We start from the raw sequence: 19,006 nt of genomic DNA, 5'->3' as shown, positions 1-19,006 counted from the left end.
AATTTGCCGAAATGGCTGAGGAAGCTGCTGTGTATGAACAAGCATGCAATCCTTCGGGAATTCCCCGATGGCACATGTTCAGGACAGCAGATCCTGCGTGCAGCTCGGATTGTCGCGTTCTCCTTCAAGGAGACGCAACTCAGGTATTTGATGGGAACCCTGCACGATTGAACTCCCATAATCTTTTCATTGTCTGTCTGATGAGTACGACGACATCTTCAGAAGCGCTAGTTATCCCGAAAGCTACCCCGGAGGTTACCCAGGAAGTCACCCCGGAAGTCGTAAAGTTGCCACGATACTTGTTGGAAGGTAGTTACTCTCTTTGCCTAACGGTTTGCAATAGCATATATCTTGATATGTAATGATAAAAATTGGCATCTGCTTTACAGAATACTATCTTGTAGGAAGAGAGGAGAATCGTATGGGACAGTCAACCGTAAATATTAATTTCCGCATGGATGCGGACTTGAAGAACAATATGGAGAAGGCTTGTCGGGAACTTGGCTTGACACCTACCGCGGCTTTCACCATCTTCGCCACGAAGGTAGCCAGGGAGAAGCGCATCCCTTTTGAGGTGGCCGTCGATCCGTTCTACAGCGACCAGAATATGGCAAGACTCAAGAAATCGATTGCCCAGATGGAGTCGACCGGAGGTACTATCCACGAGGTGGATGTACATGAGTAAGGCAAGGACGGACGATGCCTGGCAGGATTTTGAATACTGGACAAAGCAAGATAAGAAAACCCTGAAGCGAATTCTAGCGCTTCCTCGCAATCCTAATTTGGAACAGGGATCAAGAATTGTGCTCCTTATCTCAAGTTAGGCGGGGCGACAGTCCTGCCAGAAAGCCAAAACGGCAAAAATCTTAGGATTTGCCGAAATGGCTAGTGACTTTGTAAGAATCTCTTGGTATACTAATTCAGCCAGAACGGCAAAAAAATGAAAATTTGCCGAAATGGCTGAGGAGGGGATGTGTATGAACAAGCATGCAGTCATACGAAAATTGCCCGATGGCACGTGTACGAGACAGCAGATCCTGCATGCCGCACGGATTGTCGAGCCATCCTTCAAGGAGACTCAACTAAGAAATTTGATGGGGACCCTGCACGATTCGGCCCTGATCGTCAGGGTTGGACGCAATCAATACAAGAAAGTTGGGAAGGAGCCGAAGAAAAGCGTCTTCACCGGGGTATATTCCCATGCAGCTCAGCAGGTGATTGGACACATGCAGGAGCAGTTCCCTCTACTTTCTTATAGGGTTTGGGAGTTGTCCTGGCTCAATGAGTTCTTCAATCACCAGTTGGCACACAATAAGATCTTCGTCGAGGTGGAGAAGGACGGTTGTGATTTTGTGTTCTCTTCCCTTGTTGAGAAATTCCCAGGCAGGGTATTGCTGAGACCCAAGGCCCAAGAGCTACTGCAATATGGCACCGATGATGGGATCATCATCGACCGCTTGGTCACAGAGGCTCCCAAGTCTGACAGAGAGCCATATCAGGTGCCTTTGGAGAAGTTGATCGTTGATCTGTTTGCGAATAAGAGCCTGATGCTTTCCAAAGGTGATTATGCCACTGCGATCGAGACGATGTTCGAAAAATACCGCATCGACCAGGTCTCAATGCTACGTTACGCACGAAGAAGGAACAAAGTGAAGGATGTGTTTGGATTCCTTCGAGGCAAGACGTCAATCGAACTTACGGTTCAGGGGTGATGTATGGTGAAGTCAGACTGTTTCACACGTGAGCATATAGAGAAAATCAGAAGTGGTTTCACCGTAGACAACTCCATCCTTGAAAGGAGCATCTTTGCTTTGGCGTTGCTTGAAGCGCTCGCAAAGGTGGGTATGCTGTTCATCTTCAAGGGCGGGACCAGCCTGTTGCTCCTTCTCGAGAAACCGAGAAGACTGTCCACCGATATCGATATCATCGTACAGCCGGGTACCGATGTGCAATTCTATCTCGAGCTAGCTGCAAAAATCTATCCATTTCACTCGATGGAGCAGCAGATTCGAACAGGTAAGAACAAGATTGACAAGGCCCATTACAAATTCACCTATGACTCACCGATGATGGGAGCTCAATTTCACATCCTATTGGACGTCCTCTTCGAAGAAAACCATTATTGTACTCTGGTCAAACGAAAGGTCAACCATCCGTTCCTGAGTACCAGGGAGCCCTATGTGGAAGTAACGATGCCAAGTGTCAACTGCATACTTGGTGACAAATTGACAGCATTCGCACCTCATACCACCGGTATCCCGTTTGGCGTTGACAAGGAATTGGAAATCATCAAGCAGTTGTATGATGTTTCTGTCCTCGTGGATGCCCATGACAATTATGACGATGTGTATACCTCTTATATTGCAACGGTCACAGCGGAACTGGCATACCGAGGGCTCTCAAATTCTCCAGATGAGGTATTGCAGGACACTATTGAGGCCTCAGCCTGCATCGCGAGCAAGGGAAAATATCACCGCGATGATTATCGTCAATATATGCTTGGCATTAGGGGTATCACCAATCATATCTTTGGGGAGCGGTTCAATGCGGAGAAAGCAATACTTCCTGCTTGCAAGACCATGTACTTGGCTGCATGCATGTTGAAAAGAGAAAGGTTCATCCGGGTTACCGATCCTTCAAGTTTCAGTGGAGTGAATATCGGGAAGACCAAGTATGCCAAATTATCACCGCTGAGAAAATTCGACGCTGAGGCCTTTGCGTATGCGGTTCAGGCTATCAATCTGCTACAAAGATAGTGAAAGGGGAGAAGTACCATGCCAATGAGTTCCTTCACAACCGTCTTCAAGTTTTCCCGAAAAACCTTGCAGGATATTGCCAATTCCATCGATAATCCGGCACCTCGGTTCGAACTGTCTGAAAAGGACAGGCATAGCCTTGCCACTAGTGGTGAGCGGTTCAGGAACTGGTTGGAGCAAAGAAAGGCTGATGATGGACCGGCTGACTCTTAGGCTTGGAAATGCTGATATCTATCGGTACCAGTTAGAACGTCCACAATTTCCACAACAACTTCTTTTTAACGAGTGTGAATGTGCTGAGGTATGTCTTGTAGCTCCAGTATCGAGGTTCTCAAATTGGAAGCCGTATGAAGAAGAGTGTGGGACCTGCCATCATATGAATTCATGGCGTATTTATTGGTTAAAGGCGAGGAATGTGGGTATACATCAAGTTTGAGGGGTACTTTTTCAGGAAGTTACCATTTACAGCGGAATTCCTGCGAAACTGTTGCGATAGTATGCAGTGTGGGCATATATTTCTGCGATATGATCATGAATCATCGGTTCATACCATGGAGAATCATCGTAACATTTCCCCATCGCGCTGTGATCAGTACACACATCCCAAGGTAGACGACCACTTCTCATGAACTGCACCACATCATGCTGCAGTTCATCAGCTACTGCCAGGATGGCACTTTTGTCCCGATCAAGAGCAAACAGCGAGCGCACTGCCACTGGAGTGAAATTACCAAAGAGATAGGGGATATCAGAAGCGTGGACGGCATGCATCCCGTTCATCCTCAGTGCCCGACTCTCAAAATCAAACCGATACATCCATACGTTCGTATGCGGTGAAGCAGCTTGGGCAAACCACATACTTGCAACTCGAAACAACAGGTCACTGTACATCATGGGAATACTTCGATGCTCCCCGTATTCATGATCATAAGCCTGTTCTAATTCCCGTAATATTTTTGGATCTTCCTGAGACAACCCCTTCTGTATGATTGAAGTAACATCAATAAGGCGAGCCAGGGGTCTGATGGCCATAAACCCCATCTCTTCTCTCGTCGTCCCGATAAGCATCGGAATTTTCACCTGCCCATGCTTTGCTGCGGCAATGGGAAGCTGAGGCACAAGATCTCCATCTCTGGTTATTCTGAAGGTTGCAGCGCCCATACCATGCGCATGAATAAACTGCTTCTGCAATCCGATGAGATCATCTATCGACTGCTCAAGTAATTGCTCTTCTCGAGTGATACCCGAATTTTCCAAAAAGGATTTTGTGGTGTTCCTACATGTTTCGACCGACTGAAGCTGAGTGGGTCCCCCACTCATCATCATTGCTTGAGCAATAAAGGGACGGGCACACTCCATGGTAACCAATGCACTGACCAAAGTAGCACCGGCGGATTGTCCCACCACGGTAACATTTTGTGGGTCACCTCCAAAATCTTCAATATGGTCGTGTACCCAGGCAAGTGCGGTAAGGACATCCCGTAAACCATTGTTTCCGCTGAATTCTTGATTAAGAAGAGAAAAATCGAGAAATCCGAATATCCCCAAGCGATAATTGCAGGTGACCACCACAATATCCTGCGTCCTCGAGAGGTAAGCTCCATGATAGTATGATTCACTGCCGGAACCATGGGTAAAGGAACCTCCATGGATATAAAAGAGAACGGGACGCCGCTTGTGATCTGCCTGAGGCGACCAAATATTCAAGGTGAGACAGGCAGCGGAATATTTCTTTCGCAGCAGGCTTCGTTGCGGACATATCCCGCTATATACTGTGGCATCATACTCATTTTCGTACTGTCTTACCGGTTGAGGCGGAGAGAACCATGAAGAATCCGCTAACGGTAAGGCATACGGTATTCCCTTCCAGCTTGACACGCCATTATCAATACACCCTTGTATTAAGCCCGATGAGGTGAGTACTCTTGTGTGGTCATGATGCCTCATGATTGTCTAACCCTTCACGTCCGTTCGTGCTTGGTGTGTACTTCATGCACACGGAACTGCATGATGGTACGGATGAGATCTTCCGGGAGCGGTTGGTCAAGAGGAAACTGAATTGCACCATTGGACCACTGGAACCCACCTAGTTCCGATTGCACAGTCTGAACGCCAAATGGTGAGGGATGGAATCCGATATGGCGTTTCGCCAGAGCAAAGTGGACGAGATTCTCATGTAGGTAAAATGCAGGCATGCCGTAGCTCATCTTCTCCGTGGAACCGGAAGCCTCTTTTCGGATAATCTCTCGTAGTCGTTCCAGAATCGGTTGCACCGGTACTTCACATGCAACGATATACGCATCAATCACAGAATTTGACTTCTGTCGTTTCAAAGACATCTGGAGTACCTCCTCAATTACATCCTACTACAGAAACAACGAACGTGCACCAGCACTAGTTACAACCTCCACAAATTCCACAACAACTTCCTTTTTAACGATGAATTCATTGGAAACTCTCAAAAGGTATATGCGCTTCCAACTATAAAACGATGCCATCTGAAGCCCAACAGACTCACCATCTGCTGGGCTTCTTTTTTGAAGATCGACATCAATTAAAAATTCATGCAGGTTTTTCTCCTTTTCTCTCCTGCTGGCTGAAGCAAGCCCGCCACTTTCCGCTCTTTGATAGTATGAAAGGAGGTTGGCTATGGCTTCAGTGATCAGGAGCTTGGGAATTACGGGCATCAGCGGGTACCCGCTTATGGTGGAGGTGGCGATCATCGCAGGGTTGCAGACCACCAACATCGTTGGGTTGGGGGACAGTGCGATCAAGGAGGCGAAGGACAGGATGGAAGCCTGCACCGAGGAGATGGGATATGCCTATCCAACCAGGAAGGTTGTGGTCAACCTCAGTCCCAGCGACATCAAGAAGCGGGGTGCATACCTGGACCTTCCCATGCTCATCGGCATGCTCATCGAGTCGGGACAAGTCAAGCCAAGAAAGAAGGGGTGGGAGGAAATTGCGTTTGTCGGAGGCATCAGCACCACCGGAACGCTCGTCGGCTTTGACGGAGTACTGCCCATGGCCATACAAGCCCGCAAGATGGGGTGGAAGAGTCTGATCGTCCCCCTCGATTGTGCCGATGAAGCCTCCCTGGTAACAGGCCTGTCCATCATCGCCTGCAGCACCGTCTCCCAGGTTGTCTCCTATCTGGAAGAGCGGCTGCATATTTCCAATCACCAGCGCAGTCCTCTTGCCAATGAGAAAAAGGGCCAGGGAAAGGACGGCGACTACAGTGACGTCGTCGGCCACGAGGAGATTCTTCCCTACCTTGCGGCTGCGGTGGCAGGCAACCACAATCTCTTACTGGTAGGCGTCCCCGGTTGTGGCAAGTCCCTGATGGCAAAGCTGCTGCCCACCATTCTCCCACCGATGAGCGAGGAGGAAATCCTGGAAGTCTCCTCCATCTACAGCATCGCGGGGGAGCTGGACGGCCATGAGCTGAAGAGTACACGACCCTTCCGTTCACCCCACTACAACATGTCCTCCCATGCCCTCATCGGCGGCGGTCCCTATGCAAAACCCGGGGAGGTGACCCTTGCCCACCGCGGCATCCTCTTTTTGGATGAGCTTCCCGAATTCGGAAGAAAGACACTGGAATCACTGCGGCTGCCGCTTGAGGACAAGAAGGTGACCATCAGCCGCGTCAGCCAGACCAACCGATATCCCTCCGACTTCATGCTCGTCGCTGCGATGAATCCCTGCCCCTGCGGGTATGCAGGCACCAGCAAATGCGAATGCACCCCCTATACCATCAAAACCTACCGTCAACGCATATCAGGGCCCATCCTCGACCGCATCGACATGCAGAAGTACGTAGGTCGGGTGGATTTCACCGACGGTCACCTCATGAGCGGAACGATCAGCTCGGCCTCCCTTCGTAATACCGTGATGCTGACGCGTGAGCGCCAGCGTCATCGGTTCCGAAAGGCCGGCGAGGGCATAACCACCAACTCCGAAATGAACAGCACCCAGATGCGCAAATACTGCATTCTTGACGACGAGTGTGCAGCCCTGCTGCAGAAGACCTATGAACGAGACAGCCTTTCGGTTCGTGCCCGCTACAAGACGATCAAGCTTGCAAGGACGTTCGCCGACATCGATGCAAGCGAGCGCATCCAGAAAACCCACCTCCTCAAGGCACTCTTCTCACGCGATCTGGAACGGGAGATGCGCCATGCATGACGATACCCTTTACTGGATCTGGCTCAGTGAACTTGCAGGATTCTCGCTAAGAAAGAAACGGAAACTCCTTGCCACCCTCGGAGGCCCCGAGCAGATATTCAGAGCAAGTGCAACGACGGTTGATGAGGTATTGCATGGCACAGGCTCTTGCTCGTCTGCAGCCGAGGGGGCAAAGGAGATTTCTCTTGCATCCAGCTGGAAAGGACGAAACCTTGCCATCGCACAGGCAATCCTTTCCAACAACGAGAAGGCCGCCATCAAGGTGCTCGACCCAACCTCGCCATACTACCGGCACATCTATGAAGCCGACGAGAAAGCTCCGCTTGTACTCTATTACCGCGGCAGGCTCGCCGATCCCTCCATACCGGTCGTAGGCGTTGTCGGATCGCGCTCTTGTACCTCCTACGGCCGGCTTGTGACCAAGGCCGCAGTATCGGATCTGGTGGGTGAGGGCAGCATTGTTGCCTCGGGCCTCTCCTTCGGCATCGACGCCCTTGCTCATGAGACCACCCTTGCCTGTGGTGGCATTACGTATGCCTTTCTTCCCTGCGGCCTGCACAAGGCACAACCAGCCTCACATTCCGATCTGATGGAGCGCATCGCCGATACCGGGGCCGTCATAACCCCCTATCCCTACGGCAGGGAGGCGCTGCGCTTCCGCTTCATCGGAAGAAACGACCTGCTCGCCTCCTGGTGCAACACCCTGCTTGTGGTTGAAGCAGGTACGAAGAGCGGCAGCATGTATACCGCCCGCAGCGCCCTCTCCAAGGCCAAGCAGGTGCTTGCCGTTCCCAACAGCCTGCTTGAACCTAAGAGCAACGGTACAAACCTGTTATTGAGTGAAGGGGCGCGTGCCTATGTCAATGATCGGCTTGTCGTAGGGGAGCCGGCTGTCGCACCTTGCTCTGGTGAACAGTTGGTGACCACAGCCCTCGCATCGCGGCCACTCTCCACCATAGAACTGGAAGCCTGGGTGCAGATCGGCAACGGTCCGGTCATGGAGTGCCTGGCCTCAATGGAGCTTGCCGGCAAGGTTTCCTACCTCAGCGACGGGAAATGGCACCTTAGTGGAGGGCTCTGATCGAATGCCCAGACGCAAGAGAAATGTAGAGCCGCATACCCTCCAGCACGTAATCCAGCGGGGAAACAACCGTAATTACATCTATGAGGACAACCGTGACAAGAAGGAGTTTCTCACCCTCCTTGAGACAGCAGTCTCCACCTATGAGGCAACGCTGCTTCAGTATGTGCTCATGGATAATCACTACCACCTGCTGCTGAAGGTGGGGGAGAAACCCCTCTCTTCTCTTGTGTGGTTCCTGAATCGGCGCTACACCCTCTACTACAACCAGCGCTACCACCGCATCGGGACCATCTACGGCGGACGGTACAAGAACTACCTGATCACCGAGGACCAGAAGTTCTACAGCATCGTCCGTTACATCGTGCAGAATCCGGTAAAGGCGGGCTTGGTCGGCTCTCCGGCCGAGTACCGCTACAGCGGCCATGCCGCTGTTCTGAAGCACGAAGACGGTCTTGTTGATCGAGCAATGCTGCTAGGGTATTTTTCCCCTGATGCAAAGGTGGCGTTGGCTCGATACCGGCAGGTCACCGAGCACGAGAACTGGTCGCCACAGGTCGGCTTTGCCACCATCATCGACCGTAAGGTCGAGACCGAGGAGAGGTTGGCCTTCCTTTTGGACAGGCTGCTTGGTGAGAAGCATCAGACCGATAAGAGAACCATGCTCGTCGCAGGTTCTTCTTCCTCGCTGGTACGGGACCTTCGCACTGAGTTTGTTCAGCTCGCCATTGCAGACGGCCATGCCTTGAAGGACATAGCGTCCTTTCTGCATGTCAGCCATGAGACGGTGAGAAGGATGAGCAAGCTATCTTGAAATAGCGGCAATAAAATATTTTGCGTATTTCAAGATAGCTTGCAAACAACATCGGCATTCTCTCAGAGTATCTGCTTAGGACTCATATCCCTGCCTGTCCACCCTTGGCTTCGTGCCCATGTACGCATTTGTATAGCTTCCTCTTTGTCTTCTTCGTGGATGGTATGGAGCATATCTATGTATCCCCAAACATTCCCGCAGTCGTCAAGAACATTCAGGCCGTCTTTTGCTATGCATACAGGTTTACGGGTGGCTATAACGTTGGCAGCAGTTTCATCATCCACCCTCTGATTATCCCTGCCGAATTCTTCGACCAAGGTAATGTCCACCTGCCAGCCATCACCAAAGTCGTATGTATACACAAGCTCGGTGGTGATCGGCTTGACTGTCCTGGGTTCAGTTTCCTTTTGAAGACTCTCTATTTGCCTGAATGCTCGGGAGTATGCAGCATCGTTATGAGAACTATCTTCGCGTTGGGCCTCAGTAACGAAAATATCGCGGTACTGCTTGTACAGCGAAACAGAGCTGGTGTCGGTTTTCAGGGCAGCAGCCTTTGCCGACTCGATGCTGATCGGATCCAAGGAAAGAATCTCGCTGAGCCTGCGACTCTCCTTCAGGCCATCAGGCATGCCACTGTCAAAGACGATTGCAGTTAAAAGATCCTGCAATGTTGCATCCTCGAATTTGACTTTCTTGGGTATTGCCTGCTTGGGCCGTGAGAGGGGATCGACGTCCAGAATGGGCAGGTGTTTCGCCATATCAAGAATCTCGGCCTGATTTTCAATCCAATACTCGCTGAGACCCTCATACCGATACTGCTTGAGATACTTCGAACGCATCCATGTCCTGGGGCTCTTGCTCTCATCGTAGTCGTCGTCCCAGAATGCGTCATTGAACGTGGTGTTCGGAAACTGGAGGTAATACCCGTACACCGGAGCAATTTCCACGAACTTCCCACTGGTCAAGGTATCGAACATCGGCTGGGGCAGCTGGAAATTGTGCAAATGACTATTCGTCCAACCGAATGCCACGTTGATCAGGTAGTGCAGCTGATGCAAGGCCAAGGAAGAGGGGACGATGACATCACGGGAAATGGATTTTTTTACAGCTCCATATTTTGCCAGGATTTTTGCTTCATCGGGATTCATTGCATCGAGCCGGCTGTCATGCAGCTCCAAATGCAGGTGCATTGCAAACAGAGGTTGCTTCTTCTCACTGGATGGTGCATGTTCTTCTCCTGTACCCAAGCCCTCAAGCTTCTGCTGTTCCCTCCCTTGTGTCTTCTGGGCATACGCCCGGTTCCTCTCCCGGTACTTCTCGCTGCGAATTGCCGTGTCAGTCTTGTCGGGCCCATCATACAAGCCCTTTTCATAGGGCAGGTAGTTCTGGACCATCACTGCAGTAATCCCCAGCATCTCTGCAATCTCCGACGGGGTCTTGCCCTGGTCCACCAGATCTCGTATCTGCTCTGACCGAGGGCTTGACCACAATCCTTCAGTGATGAGGATCTTCCGTACTTTCGTTGTTGAAAGCTCTGTTTGCCTGGCAGTCTCACTGATGGATTCTGTCTTCTTGTACACACTTGCTACCCGTTCGATGCTCTCCGGTTTGGGCTCTATTGTACTGTTTGCCATTTGCTAGCCTCTCCTTTATCTACTCAAGGTATACAACGAGAATAATGTCGTGTCAATAAAAACAATAACGTTTCAATAAAAATAATCTATCGGGAAAGGTCAGCAGTGAAAGATAGATAAAGAAACCTGGTCGAGGAAGCGTTCTTATGGTGAAGCAATGCCTTGAAAACGGATTGCCATCTCCACTTTGGAAATCTGACCCAGTGTTAGGCGTTGCTGTGAGCTTTCCTGCACCGGAAGTTACCCCGGAAATCACCCCGGAAGTTGTGAGGTTGTTGAGGTGCCTATTTGGTGAAGTGAGTAAACCCGTCACTTAAACTCAATGCCATTGAAATGACGATACCTGATAAACCAACGAGCAGTAACCAGAAGTGCCGGATCAGTGCAGTTGGCAGACAAACTTTATGAAGAAAATAAGGTTAGGCGTCATGGTATGTACTCTCTGTTCCACTTGCAAATTTTGCACAGCGATACGTTTGAATCTCTTTCTTCAATGTTTCTATAAAGAAATTATTAATTACATTTTTATATATTCAAATAGTATTATTGAAGTAAATGAAAATATAGGTTACATTTCAGCTAAAACCACCGTATACTATAGATAAAGGAGGTCCGCGGATGAAAGTGTTATCCGCAGGTAAGCTGTCTGCGACAGTTTCTAACCTGCGAAACAAAATGAACCTAACCCAGGCAGAGCTTGGCGAACGTACAGGCCTTCATAGAATCATGATCGGACGAATTGAACGGGAAGACTTCATCCCCTCGATAGTACAGCTCCAAGCTTTGGCTGATGTTCTGGGGTTCGACATCACTGATATGTTCGAAGAAAAGGAACAGCCGCACTCCTTCATCGCTCTTCGTAGCGAAAGCTTGAATGAGGTTGAGAAGAAGGGAGTCGATACGCTGCTGGGCATGATGCTTGCGTTACGTCAGCAGATTCTACTGAGGAGAAAGTTCGAGCATGTATCGGAAGACCAAGCTTAGCGAGCAGGACATAGAATCAATTCGGAAATTAGCCAGAGACAAGCGCTTCTTGCTTGGTTTCTCGGATGATCCCCCGATCGCAAATGATTTGTGCACGATTCTCGACAAGCTTGAGATCATCCTCCTCGAAATCCCCATTGAAGCAGAATCTGAAAAACCAGCCTTCTCTGCTGTGATTTTATACTCAGAGGAGGGCGGGGAGTGTCTGGTCTTCATCGGGCTCAATACCGCCGACTATTACGATAAGCAGATATTTGCCATTGCACATGAATTGTATCACTTTTTTACCAAGACCGGTTCGCACCTGAGTCGGCAGGATGGGCAGGAAGATGATCTGGTTGAAGCCAAGGCAAATTGGTTTGCTGCTGAGTTTCTTCTTCCGGAAGAAGTGCTGAAGCGCTGTGTTTTCGAAGAATTCAAATCGTATTCACTTCAAAGCATCCCAATGAAAGTCCTGCTCCGATTCATCGCGAGACTTCATTGCACATGGTGGCTGCCTTATCGTTCGCTGGTGAAACGGTTGTGGGAGATTGCAGCAATAACCAAAACGCAGTACCAAGAACTCTATGGAATTGATGAGCGTAATCGGGATGGAGAGTATTTTAGGATTGGACGTTCAACCCTCAGTGATGTGTTTCTCAAATTGAATACTGCCACCAAGACGACTGGTTCCTCCCCGAAGGCAATAGAGACCATACTGCGGAACTTCGAGGACAACCTGATCGATGAGGATGCATGTATCAGCATGCTGAGGCTGTTTGGGAAAAGTCCCGCCGATTACGGCTATGGCATCTCCATCTCACAGGATGACATGGACGAGATTCATGATTTCATTGAAGGATGGGATCATGAAGGTTGATATTGCAATGAAGAATCCTGCCTTGGAATCAGAGCTACGTTGCGAAACAATTGTGATAGTTGCAGAATTGATTGTACATATATGCTAAATTCATGTAATATATATAGCATGGAAGTACAAAAAGGTTTGGCTACTACCAAAGACGAAGCTGAAATCCTTCAAATGGCTGAAACACAGCATGGAATCATCACAAGCACCCAGGTGACGGAAGCCGGTATTCCAAGACGCTGTCTCTCCTCCCTGGTCCGCTCTGGATTGCTTATCCGAGTCGAACGGGGTGTGTATACCTTCCCGGAAATCTGGGAGGATGAACTGTACGTACTCCAATGGCGGTTCTCAAGGGGGATCTTCTCCCATGAGACCGCACTGTATCTTCATGCCATGACCGATCGCACCCCATTACGATATACGATGACGTTTCCCTTCGGATACAATCCGCACAATGTTGTCAAACGAGGTGTTGTGGCAAAAGTGGCCGGTGAGGAGACCTATTGGTTGGGAATCATGACGATAGCCTCACCAAGTGGGAACGCCATCAAGGTATATGACATCGAGCGTACCCTCTGCGATATGGTCAAGACCCGCCACAAGGCCGATATACAGGTGGTGAACCATGCGATGAGAATGTATGCCGGTTCACAGCAGAAGAACATTGCCCGCCTCTTGGAGTATGCACAAAGACTTCGGGTGAAGTCAAAGATTCTGACGTACATGGAGGTTCTGCTATGATTACCAGCAACCCCATGCAACTATGAGAATACTCTCATAAGATTTCCTGAGGCTGCAGTTCGCGGACTATCAGCATTACATCGGATCAATCCTTCAAACATCCGATCGGCACCACCAGCACACCGTCATCACGGCGATAAGCAAACTCGGTTCCTGTTAGAATCATAAGAAACGAGGGTTCCTTCATCTTCTTGGTATCTACCTTGGCCTTCAACTCCAGCAGGTGTTCGGACGCTTCCTCGATCTGCGTGGCACCGAGTTTCACTTCGATCGGAGCCCACCTGCCGTCGTTGAGACAGACCACAGTATCCGATTCAAGTCCGCTTGCATCACGATAGTGGAAGACCTGCCCATCGATGGCTTCTGCGTAGACCCGCAGGTCCCTTGTGCATAGGGATTTAAAGAGAAATCCAAAATATTGGAAATCATCGAGCAACCGGGAAGGGGTGAGCCGTATCACGGCTGTTGCGATGGAAGGATCCACGAAATGTCGTTTCGCTGAAGTCCTGATCGCCGTCTTGGAGCGTAGCACAGGGTTCCAAGCAGGAAGATTCTCCGTGACGAAGATACGGTCCAACGCAGTCAGATACTGACTGATCGTTTTCTCTGAAACGCTTGTATCGGCATCGCCTAGGGCAATATCGTCACGGATCGTCCTGATCGTGGCCATCGTCGCTATGTTTCTGGCATAGGAGCGCATCAGCGCCCGTACCCGGGCAGGATTTTTCTCCACGCCATCCACCCGGGACACATCCGCATTGATGACCGCCTCCACATAATCCACCGCATGGCGCAACGCGATGCTCTCTTCATCGCCGATGGAAGCCGGCCAGCCTCCCCGGACAATGGCAGAAGCTATGCTTTCTATGGACAGCTCTGAAAACCCCTCGGGATCGGTCTTCCCCTCGAACAACGATTTCAGCGAAACCATGCCATTCGATTCCAGAGATTCGAACAGACTCATGGGGCGCATCATCAGTCGTGAGATTCGCCCGGTTCCTGTATGTTGTACAGCATCATCCTGTGGCACTGCCGATCCTGTCAGAATAAACTGCCCTGGCTTTCCTCCCCGTTGGTCGACCATGAAACGTACGGCATCCCATAATACGGGTGCGCTTTGCCACTCATCGAGCAGGCGGGGCGTGTCTCCCTGCAATAAAAGGGAAGGTTTTGTATCAGCTGCCATGAGGTACGAGGCTGACTTGTCAGGATCCTGCATGAACAGCTGACTGTTTGATGCCCTCGTTGCAGTTGCCGTTTTCCCACACCATTTAGGCCCTTCGACTAGAACAGCACCACTAGATCGGAGTCTCTCCTGCAAGAGCCCGTCAGCAATGCGTTTGAGATAGGTTTGTCTTTCCATATGGGAATCCTCCTTTCCTGAGAACGTATTATACCTCTTACTTCCGATAATATCAACGTTTTACTTCCGAGAATATTGATATTCAACTTCCGATAATAATACTATTTTACTTCTCACTTTGTATCTGTTACAAAAGTCAACGATCTCCCAAAGTTCCAAAATCTCATGATGATACTTTGGAACTTATAATACTCTCGCTGATAAGAAAGAGTCCCCGCATCAACCAAAGCGAGCTTTCCCAGCAGTTTGCTATTTCTCTCCAATCCATAACGAGTCCAGTTGGCGGCGGCATTAGCTGTCATGGCGCGATGATCAACTGTGATATTGCTCGGAATTGATCTGCACCACCATGATGCAGACAAGAATCTGAAGGATCGGTCCATCTTAGGAAAGTACCCTACCAGATCTGATGAAGGGCCTCGTAGGGCGTGCTCAGTTGGCCGTCCACTTGCGCACATCCTGCTTGAGCCACGCGGTGTACTCATCAAGTGCGATCTTGCCTGCACGCACTTCCTGCAGTCGCCTCTTTGCCTCATCGCGCCAGGATGAGAACTCGCCCTCGCTCATCGTCCCCCGCCTCTGACGGGCATAGAAGGTCTTGTATGCGGCGTTGTAGGCCTTCAGGGCGCCATCCTCCTCCAAAAGCCGTGAGAAGGATTGCTTGGGCCCGATCACACCACAGGGGGCGCTCTCGCCCGGCGCGATGCGGGTGCAGTCCAAACCAAAGGCAACCACAGAAGGAGCCCAATTCCACCCAAAGGATGACCCCAAAATCGGAGTAGGCCAAGCTTCCCATGCCCTTGGGTGTGGGAATACTCCCTGAAATTAGCAAAACAGCATCATTTTAGTCAGGAAAAGTGCCCTTCTTTTCTTGGACAGGTAGGATTCAGCTGTTTAGGCTCGATGTAACCTTACATTCGGGAGAACTGCCCACTCTTGAGTAAAAATTGTTTTTGTCCAAAATGGCAGTGAGATTCCTTTTTGCATGAAGGAACTATCGATACAACGTTCAACCTCCACAATTTCCACAGGAATCGCTAACAGGGGTTTCCGAGGCAAGGATGCCTTTCTTCTCCAGTTGCCTTTGGATGAAATTTCAGGTACAGTCACTCTATCATGAAAACCGTCGGTGACGGGGACTTTACCGTTTGCATCGTCCGTCTTTCTCCTTTCAACGACATCGAACGCTCCAGCCCTCACATATTCCTTTATCACGAGTGCCGTGCTGTCCTCCCGGCTGCTTCCATCGATTTCGCTTGGTTCCCCACTGCACGTGAACGGCAACTCCACGAGGGGGATCGTGACGGTTGGCTCACCTCCGTCTTCACCAAGCGCCCGTTGGCACAGTTCGACCTGCTCCTCATCTCCAATGCCTATGCGCTTGAGCTGGTCAACCTTCCCTACCTGCTTACACGTGCCGGTATTGCCCTGTCTGCTTCAGAGCGTCGACAGGCAGGATTCAAACCATTGATTGTCTTGGGAGGTTCGAATTCACTGGCAGCTCAAAGCGTTACATTCAGTGACAAAGACGCCCTAGTCGACGCCATCCATTTCGGAGAGGGGGAGACGTTGGTCTCTGCATTGGTCGAAACCCTTAAAACAAGGCCGGGTGCAGAGCGCCGCACTGCACTGGAAGAACATGCTGCTTCGGTCGACGGTTTGGTGGTATTCACAAGCTCAAAAGCCCCCAGTCGGGTTACAAAGGCTGTCTACCGATCGATGGACCGTTATCCAATCAGATGTGCCAACGACCCACCGTTGTTCGATTCTGACGAGGCCTCGACGATTCGGCTGCAAATCTCAGCCGGGTGCCCCTCCTTTTGCACGTTCTGCTTCGAAGGATGGGAACGCAAGCCATACCGGGAAGTGCCCTACCGGAAGCTGGTGGAAGATGCCTTGTACCTGAAACAGACCACCGGTGCCGATTCGGTCGAGTTGACTTCGTTCAACTTCAATACCCACTCCGATATCGTCGCCTTGATTGTTGAATTGCAGCGGTATTTCAAACAGGTTGATTTCATGAGCCAACGGGCGGACATCCTGGCCATCATGCCTGCTTTAGCCAGTTTTGAGGCGGCAGCCGGCAAACGGGTGTTCACCGTCGGCATCGAGGGCATCAGCGAGCGGATGCGGGCTTACTACCACAAGGAATTGAGTCGTGACCAGATCATGGGGGCGATCGAAGCGATCGTACAAGCCAAAGCGAAGGAGATTAAGCTCTTTTTCATTTTGAGCGGGAACGAGGACGCCAGCGATGGTGAGGAATTCAGGCGGTTGTTGATCTCGATCGATTCATTGCGTTCACGCCATGGCAGCCATACCCGTATCGTTTGCTCATTCGGACTGTTGGTGCGCATGCCATTCACTCCGTTACGCTATGAACGGTTGTTGCTCGACAGGGCACAATGGGAACAATCGTTGCAAGTCGTGCAGGAGGCAGTCCAGTCGGCCTGTTTTGAATTCCGCTTGGCCGAGCAATTTGACGAGTACTTCATTTCGCAGACGCTGGTGATGACGCCCTATCCCATCGCCCCTGCTTTAGTGGCCATGGCCGAGAACGGTTATGTCTACGATCGCAAATTCCCCAAAGGGGCTTGGCAGTTCTTCTCTTCTGTGTTGGGACGACAGGGCTGGCTGCCCGACTCATTCACCCAACCCAAGGATCAGCATGCTCGATTTGCCTTCGATTTCCTCGATGTCGGCATCGACAGTGTGTTTCTGTACAACCGCTTCATTGATGCCCAAAACCATGTCCAACAAAGCTCGTGCATGCCCGCCTCGCATGAGATAAGGCACTGCTCGGCTTGTGGTGCTTGCTCTGACGCAGCTGAACGGCAATTTCTTACTGGGCATGCCATCAAGGCTCCCACGAGAGTCGACATGGAATGCGTCGAAGCGTTGCTTAAAGCCAAAGCTACAATGAAGCCGCTGTATATCCGCTTCACTGTGCCGTTTTCATTGCGTACAGCCAAGGCTGCGACCCGCTCTTCCTACATCATGAGGACATTGGCCGAACGCCTACCAGGGGCAGCGACATCGATCATGCAGGTTCAGGATGTCCTGTTCAGTTCACCCGAATGGCAGGATCGGATGATCGCGTGGTATGGAAAAACCGCCATTGCAGTCTATCCATTGCCGCTAGCAGACCGGGAAGCACTGCAAGCGGACTTGCAAGCAATCGGTTACCCGGTCCTGTCACTTGAGCAAGCTATCGGGTCGCGTTATGCCGTGTCAATCGAGCCGGCCGAAGGTAAACACCTCACTATGGTCATGATGGAACGCTCGATTGCGAAATTGCTGGATCAACGCTTTCTGCCGGCCTCGCTGGTACGGCAAGGCAATGATGCTGTATTCAGCTTTTCTGAAAAAGCCCGTAAAAAGAGGGAAATCTTCGAGGCGATCATACGGACGGCTGTCGACGGGAAGGTGTTAGTTGAGCTCCAAGGCAGTGCGAAATTGGACCTTTCCCCGCTGGGCAAAGCGACATGCGGGCTTCCCGATGACTCGATAACCGCTTGTATGAGGTTCATTGATGACTCAGAGAAACTATGATCCGAAGGAAACCCAACATTGTTACTTTGTTGGGCTTCTTTTTGCCTTACCATCAAGAATTACTTGATTGAGAACCATCGATACCAGTTACAACGTCCACAATTTCTACAGAAATCGCTGAAAGGGCTTCCTTGGTGGTGCTACTTGCCCCGCTTTCCGAGCCCCAGAAGCTCCAAGGGGCAAGCTCGTCGACATGCTGTTCTTCCGGATTATCAAGAACAAACCGGATGAGTAGGGAAGGATATCCCAAGAGAATTCCAGCATCACGATGGCGGCAGAACGTCATTCGAAGGTAGAAAAACCAGGTTATCAGTGGCTGAATAATCTTTCAACCTATGCCACAAGAGGGAGGGTCTTCTCCGGCATTTGAATCCCTCCCAGTCTATCTTTGCCTTGAGGCATGGTCAGAATACCTATCCATGCAGGATTTGGTAGGAGAATTTGTTTTCTTGCTTTTCTCTTGAAATCTTCATTTGGTGGTTCTATTCAGCTTTTTTTGCTAATTTTTCTTTCTGTAAGTCCGAAAGCCAAGGAATCATCATTTTATTAATGAGTTTCATTGCATCAATGATGACAGCTTCAAAACTGATACCTCGAACATAGCTGTTCTTCTTTGAATAAGCCTCCCAACTCTTCAGAAAAGAATCATTCCGTTTCAATCTTTCGAGCAATTCTAGTATTTTTACTGGATCGAATTCTGTTTTGCGATAATGGAATGTCCGCTCACAAGCTCTTGCCAATGTCGGTATATCTATCTCTTTGCTTTTCAGTTTGTAAAGGATATGGAGATCATAATAATCCTTGTTCCGGCTATTCAAGAATCCCCTTGCGTAAATTGTCTGCAATTTCTCTGCAAGCATTGTTTCAATCGGATATGCCTTGATGGGGATTTCATCATCCCCAAAGACACTGGAAAATGAATACTGTATTGGATGCGGTGTTATAACATCTCCCGTTGCAATATCAAGTGGAATGACTTGTCTAATATTTTCAAATCTGCAAAGAATACTCGCTCGATATCCCCCGTATTGATCTTGTTCCATGAT

The 19,006-nt window shown here is 50.1% G+C and carries 20 protein-coding genes and 1 pseudogene; 13 read left to right on the top strand and 8 right to left on the bottom strand.

Annotated features, from left to right (window positions below; genetic code table 11):
- Positions 1 to 421 precede the first annotated feature (421 nt).
- From B3K89_RS12305 to B3K89_RS12290, 4 genes are all read left to right on the top strand, one after another.
- Positions 422 to 685 (top strand): type II toxin-antitoxin system RelB/DinJ family antitoxin, encoded by a 264-nt coding sequence (locus tag B3K89_RS12305; protein WP_298506808.1) that lies wholly within the window; start codon positions 422 to 424, stop codon positions 683 to 685.
- Between the two features lie 292 nt (positions 686 to 977).
- On the top strand, positions 978 to 1,712 hold the full coding sequence (locus B3K89_RS12300) for a DUF6577 family protein (protein WP_298506805.1): 735 nt from the start codon (positions 978 to 980) through the stop codon (positions 1,710 to 1,712).
- A 3-nt stretch (positions 1,713 to 1,715) separates the two neighbouring features.
- Positions 1,716 to 2,756, top strand: a complete 1,041-nt coding sequence (locus tag B3K89_RS12295; RefSeq protein ID WP_345907473.1) for a nucleotidyl transferase AbiEii/AbiGii toxin family protein — start codon at positions 1,716 to 1,718, stop codon at positions 2,754 to 2,756.
- Positions 2,757 to 2,774: 18 nt separating this feature from the next.
- Positions 2,775 to 2,969: a hypothetical protein gene (locus B3K89_RS12290; RefSeq protein WP_298506800.1), complete on the top strand. Its 195-nt coding sequence runs from the start codon at positions 2,775 to 2,777 to the stop codon at positions 2,967 to 2,969.
- 249 nt (positions 2,970 to 3,218) lie between these two features.
- Here B3K89_RS12290 and B3K89_RS12285 read toward each other — a convergent pair whose 3' ends face one another.
- From B3K89_RS12285 to B3K89_RS12275, 3 genes are read right to left on the bottom strand one after another with little or no spacing between them, the layout of a single operon-like run.
- Positions 3,219 to 4,703 carry a carboxylesterase/lipase family protein gene (locus tag B3K89_RS12285; RefSeq protein WP_345907472.1) on the bottom strand — a complete coding sequence of 495 codons (1,485 nt, stop codon included), beginning with the start codon at positions 4,701 to 4,703 and terminating at the stop codon, positions 3,219 to 3,221.
- A 14-nt stretch (positions 4,704 to 4,717) separates the two neighbouring features.
- Positions 4,718 to 5,095, bottom strand: coding sequence for an iron chaperone (locus B3K89_RS12280; protein WP_345907471.1), 378 nt, complete (start codon positions 5,093 to 5,095; stop codon positions 4,718 to 4,720).
- A 27-nt stretch (positions 5,096 to 5,122) separates the two neighbouring features.
- The gene (locus tag B3K89_RS12275; protein WP_345907470.1) at positions 5,123 to 5,443 is read right to left on the bottom strand and encodes a hypothetical protein; all 321 of its coding nucleotides are present in this window, start codon (positions 5,441 to 5,443) and stop codon (positions 5,123 to 5,125) included.
- Between B3K89_RS12275 and B3K89_RS12270 the strand changes: the two genes are divergently transcribed.
- From B3K89_RS12270 to B3K89_RS12260, 3 genes are read left to right on the top strand one after another with little or no spacing between them, the layout of a single operon-like run.
- A complete protein-coding gene (locus B3K89_RS12270) occupies positions 5,406 to 6,944 on the top strand; it encodes a YifB family Mg chelatase-like AAA ATPase (RefSeq protein ID WP_345907469.1) in 1,539 nt (512 codons plus the stop codon). The two genes, B3K89_RS12275 and B3K89_RS12270, sit on opposite strands and share 38 nt — an antisense overlap.
- Positions 6,937 to 8,025, top strand: a complete 1,089-nt coding sequence (locus B3K89_RS12265; protein WP_345907468.1) for a DNA-processing protein DprA — start codon at positions 6,937 to 6,939, stop codon at positions 8,023 to 8,025. The genes B3K89_RS12270 and B3K89_RS12265 overlap by 8 nt, the downstream gene beginning before the upstream one ends.
- 4 nt (positions 8,026 to 8,029) lie before the next feature.
- Positions 8,030 to 8,839, top strand: a complete 810-nt coding sequence (locus B3K89_RS12260; RefSeq protein ID WP_345907467.1) for a transposase — start codon at positions 8,030 to 8,032, stop codon at positions 8,837 to 8,839.
- A gap of 62 nt (positions 8,840 to 8,901) precedes the next feature.
- Here the strand turns inward: B3K89_RS12260 and B3K89_RS12255 are convergent, their stop codons facing one another.
- Positions 8,902 to 10,473, bottom strand: a complete 1,572-nt coding sequence (locus B3K89_RS12255) for an IS1096 element passenger TnpR family protein (protein ID WP_345907466.1) — start codon at positions 10,471 to 10,473, stop codon at positions 8,902 to 8,904.
- 315 nt (positions 10,474 to 10,788) lie between these two features.
- Between B3K89_RS12255 and B3K89_RS13810 the strand changes: the two are divergent.
- The 4 genes and pseudogenes from B3K89_RS13810 to B3K89_RS12240 form a co-directional block, all read left to right on the top strand.
- Positions 10,789 to 10,881: pseudogene (locus B3K89_RS13810) on the top strand (hypothetical protein); the annotation flags it as partial.
- A gap of 210 nt (positions 10,882 to 11,091) precedes the next feature.
- Positions 11,092 to 11,457 (top strand): helix-turn-helix transcriptional regulator, encoded by a 366-nt coding sequence (locus B3K89_RS12250; protein ID WP_298504026.1) that lies wholly within the window; start codon positions 11,092 to 11,094, stop codon positions 11,455 to 11,457.
- Positions 11,435 to 12,316, top strand: a complete 882-nt coding sequence (locus tag B3K89_RS12245; protein WP_345907465.1) for an ImmA/IrrE family metallo-endopeptidase — start codon at positions 11,435 to 11,437, stop codon at positions 12,314 to 12,316. Before B3K89_RS12250 ends, B3K89_RS12245 begins: the two co-directional genes overlap by 23 nt.
- 108 nt (positions 12,317 to 12,424) lie before the next feature.
- Positions 12,425 to 13,045, top strand: coding sequence for a type IV toxin-antitoxin system AbiEi family antitoxin domain-containing protein (locus tag B3K89_RS12240; protein WP_345907464.1), 621 nt, complete (start codon positions 12,425 to 12,427; stop codon positions 13,043 to 13,045).
- A gap of 85 nt (positions 13,046 to 13,130) precedes the next feature.
- Here the strand turns inward: B3K89_RS12240 and B3K89_RS12235 are convergent, their stop codons facing one another.
- Complete coding sequence (locus B3K89_RS12235; RefSeq protein WP_345907463.1) at positions 13,131 to 14,408, bottom strand: ATP-binding protein; 1,278 nt, start codon at positions 14,406 to 14,408, stop codon at positions 13,131 to 13,133.
- Positions 14,409 to 14,584: 176 nt separating this feature from the next.
- Between B3K89_RS12235 and B3K89_RS13805 the strand changes: the two genes are divergently transcribed.
- A complete protein-coding gene (locus B3K89_RS13805; protein ID WP_414712359.1) occupies positions 14,585 to 14,746 on the top strand; it encodes a winged helix-turn-helix transcriptional regulator in 162 nt (53 codons plus the stop codon).
- A 94-nt stretch (positions 14,747 to 14,840) separates the two neighbouring features.
- Here B3K89_RS13805 and B3K89_RS12230 read toward each other — a convergent pair whose 3' ends face one another.
- Positions 14,841 to 15,179, bottom strand: coding sequence for a DUF6076 domain-containing protein (locus B3K89_RS12230; protein ID WP_345907462.1), 339 nt, complete (start codon positions 15,177 to 15,179; stop codon positions 14,841 to 14,843).
- A 345-nt stretch (positions 15,180 to 15,524) separates the two neighbouring features.
- Between B3K89_RS12230 and B3K89_RS12225 the strand changes: the two genes are divergently transcribed.
- Positions 15,525 to 17,960: a B12-binding domain-containing radical SAM protein gene (locus tag B3K89_RS12225; RefSeq protein ID WP_293890295.1), complete on the top strand. Its 2,436-nt coding sequence runs from the start codon at positions 15,525 to 15,527 to the stop codon at positions 17,958 to 17,960.
- A 52-nt stretch (positions 17,961 to 18,012) separates the two neighbouring features.
- Here the strand turns inward: B3K89_RS12225 and B3K89_RS12220 are convergent, their stop codons facing one another.
- Entirely contained in the window at positions 18,013 to 18,246 is a 234-nt protein-coding gene (locus B3K89_RS12220) for a hypothetical protein (protein ID WP_293890292.1), read from the bottom strand.
- A gap of 196 nt (positions 18,247 to 18,442) precedes the next feature.
- A partial coding sequence (locus B3K89_RS12215; protein WP_293890289.1) for a nucleotidyl transferase AbiEii/AbiGii toxin family protein occupies positions 18,443 to 19,006 on the bottom strand: 564 nt, incomplete at its 5' end.

Source organism: Sphaerochaeta sp. UBA5849 (assembly GCA_002432715.1).
GTDB lineage: Bacteria > Spirochaetota > Spirochaetia > Sphaerochaetales > Sphaerochaetaceae > Sphaerochaeta.
The sequence above is the reverse complement of the archived record's forward strand: the minus strand, read 5'-3'. Positions and strand labels throughout refer to the sequence as shown.